The sequence below is a fragment of the Streptomyces rectiviolaceus genome, assembly GCF_039533825.1.
Classification (GTDB): domain Bacteria; phylum Actinomycetota; class Actinomycetes; order Streptomycetales; family Streptomycetaceae; genus Streptomyces; species Streptomyces rectiviolaceus.
This window is the reverse complement of the sequence record NZ_BAAAUG010000133.1, coordinates 15,991-18,775: the sequence shown is the minus strand read 5'-3', so window position 1 is coordinate 18,775 and position 2,785 is coordinate 15,991. Positions and strand designations below refer to the sequence as shown.

At 73.6% G+C, this 2,785-nt stretch carries 3 protein-coding genes; all 3 read right to left on the bottom strand.

Going from position 1 to position 2,785, the window contains the following annotated elements; genetic code table 11:
* On the bottom strand, positions 1 to 231 hold a 231-nt coding region (locus tag ABD378_RS32400; RefSeq protein ID WP_344526745.1), incomplete at its 3' end, for a hypothetical protein.
* A gap of 27 nt (positions 232 to 258) precedes the next feature.
* Positions 259 to 1,008 (bottom strand): AfsR/SARP family transcriptional regulator, encoded by a 750-nt coding sequence (locus ABD378_RS32395; RefSeq protein WP_344526743.1) that lies wholly within the window; start codon positions 1,006 to 1,008, stop codon positions 259 to 261.
* Between the two features lie 128 nt (positions 1,009 to 1,136).
* Positions 1,137 to 2,785 (bottom strand): LuxR C-terminal-related transcriptional regulator (locus tag ABD378_RS32390; protein ID WP_344526741.1); only part of this gene is annotated, 1,649 nt, incomplete at its 5' end.

Below are 2,785 nucleotides of genomic sequence, written 5' to 3'. Positions count from 1 at the left end.
CCCGGCCGCCGCGGCTACCGACGGCTCCGTCGCCGCGCGCGGCACCCCCGTGTCCGTGCGTGGCGGAGCGTCGGTGGCCTGCCGGCCGCGTCCCCCGACACGGCCGGCAGAGGTGGGTGGGACGACCTGCAGCCCGCGCACCCCCGAGCGCGCACGGACAGACAGGCCGTCGGTGACGTGGTGGCACGTCACCCGTTCTTGAGGAACCTCCGTCGCGTTCACGGTCACCATGGCTGCCTCGCCTCCCCGTCGTGCACGTCAGGTCAGCGCGCGCCGCACCATCGTGAGGAACTGCTCCGAGGGTTCGATGCCGAGTTCCGTGCGGAGCAGCCCGCGGAACGCCTTGTAGTGCCGCACCGCCTCCGCGAGGTTGTTCTCGGCGAGGTGCACCGTCACGACCGCCCGGTGCGCGCTCTCGCGCAACGGATCGATCCGGGTGCTCTCCAACGCGGCGTCCAGGGCTGGGGCGTACTGCTCCTGCGCGACGAGCCGCGCCGACAGGGCCTCAAGCGCGTGCAGCCGCAGCTGGTGCAGCCGCTCGCGCTCGAACACCACCCAGTCCTGGTACCAGCCGGGCAGCAGCTCACCCATGCCCATCAGCGAGGCGCACGCGGCCCCGGTCCCCTCTGCCGAGGCCGCGAGTATGTGGTGTGCCGTGGCGGTGAAGTCCTGGATGTCCAGCCGGACGCGCCGGCTGAGCGCGAGCACCCCGGGCCGGGTGCCGGTGGTGACGGCCGGACTCGCCGCGTTGAGGCGCCAGATGGCCGTACGGAGACAGGCACGCGCACGCTCCTCGGCGACGTCGGGCCACAGCGCCCCCGCGAGCACCGAACGCGTCGTGGGGCCGCGGAGCCCGAGCAGGGCGAGCAACTGCTGCCCGCTGGCGGACACGTCGACCTGCTCGCCGCCGTCGCCCTCGTCGCGGCTGAGGTGGAAACCCCCGAGCAGCCGCAGACGCAGGGCGGGTGGCGCGTCGCCGCACACCGCCGGACATTCCGTGACAGCCATCTGTGCACCCCCAGTTGTGCATCCCATCCCCTGACCAGCCATGAACCTACGCCGGGCGGTGGCAGGGGTGCCTCAGGGAACCGCCCAGGGATAACCCCGGTGTGCCAGGGCTCCGGCCAGGGGACGGGCTAGGAGGACGTGCGCCGGGCCTGGGGCGCGAAGTGCTGCACGAGCCCGATACGCGAGGCGATGCCGAGCTTCGTATAGGTGTGGCCCAAGTGGTACTCGATGGTCTTGACGCTCAGCGCGAGCGCGGTGGCGATCTGCCGGTTGGTGAAGCCCTGCGACGCGAGACGCGCGACGGCGAGCTCCTGCGGGGTGAGCCCCTCGGCGGCGGAATCGGAGTCGGCGGCAGCCGGATCGTGCGCGGGCCGCGGGGGCGCCGCACGCCCGCAGGCGTCCAACTCCCGTTCGCACCGGGCCAGGTAGGGCGCGGCGTCCAGTTCACGCATCGTCGTGTACGCGGCCTGGAGCTGGGCCACGGCGACCGAGCGGCGGCCGATCCTGCGCAGGAACGCCCCGTGGTCGAGCTGGACGCGGGCGCGGCCGAACGGGGAGGGGATCTGCGCGGCCTGGTCGTACGCGCGCAGGAACGAGGCCTGGGCGCGGTCCGTCTCCCGGCGCGCCGCGTGCAGATTGCCGCGCACCCGTGCCGCGGCGGACAGCGCCGAGTGCTGCCCGCGCGCGTGCGCCCGCTCCTCGTAGGGCACAAGCACCGCCTGGGCCTCGTCGAACTCGCCGAGCTGGATCAGCGCGTCGACCAGGAGTTCACGCCAGGACACCACGCCCGGTTCGTTCACGCCGTCGTGCGAGGCGAACTCCAGGAGCGGCCGCAACGCCTCGACGACCCGCTCCGGCTCCGCGCGGGCCTCGGCGAAGGCTCCGTGCGCCGACGCCGCGTACGCGTAGGCGAGCGCGCTCTCGTCGCAGCCCGGCGCGTCCAGGGCGAGCCGCAGGTGCACCGAAGCGCGGTCCCAGGTGCCGCGCGCCGAGAGGATCCAGCTGGCGATGGCGTGCGTGACGGGCTTGAGCCACGACTGCTCGGTGTCGTCGGCGATCGACGCGGACGCCTCGGCGTGGATCAGCGCCTCGTCCCAGTCGCCGAGGCGGTGCAGGGTCTGCGCGAGCGCGGAGGCCGAGAGCAGCCGCAACGGAACCGTCCCCCTGCGGCAGTTGGCCACGGCCCCGAGCAAGTCGGCGCGAGCGCCAAGCAGATCGTCCGACCACAGCCTCAACTGCCCACGCGCCAACAGCAGATCGATGCTCGCGGGCGGCACGAGCAGCGGATCGGGCAGGTCACCGGCGAGTTCGATGCCCTTCTTGGCGAATCCGCTGAGGCCCAGCGCGAGGAGGTGGTTGAAGCGCAGCATCCTGCTCGGCCCCTGGAGGGTGGAAAGACGCTGTGCGCGCTCCGCCCACATGGCGGCGTCGGAGGAACGGCCCCGCATCACGGCGGCGTAGCTCAACTGCTCGGCCGCCCGCGCGGCCAGCGAGGGATCGCTCTCGTGATCGCACTGGTTCCAGGCGTCGACGAGCAGCGTCTGCGCCTGCTCCATGCGCCCCTGGACGCGCGCCACATAGCCGCGTACGTAGCCGCGCAACGCCGGGTCGGCGCCGGCCGGCAGTCCGGCGGCCAGCTCGGCCGACTCGTGCACCCGGCCGTCCAGGAGCAGCGCCTCGACCGCCTCGACGGCGAGCCGGTCGCGCTCCAGGTCCGTGGTCGCCACCCGGGACGCGTGCCGCAGATGCGTGCCCGCGACCGCCCACTGCCCGGTGG

Excerpts from the sequence above, each read along its gene's own strand:
- ABD378_RS32395 (WP_344526743.1), bottom strand. The coding sequence starts at position 1,008 with ATGGCTGTCACGGAATGTCCGGCGGTGTGCGGCGACGCGCCACCCGCC.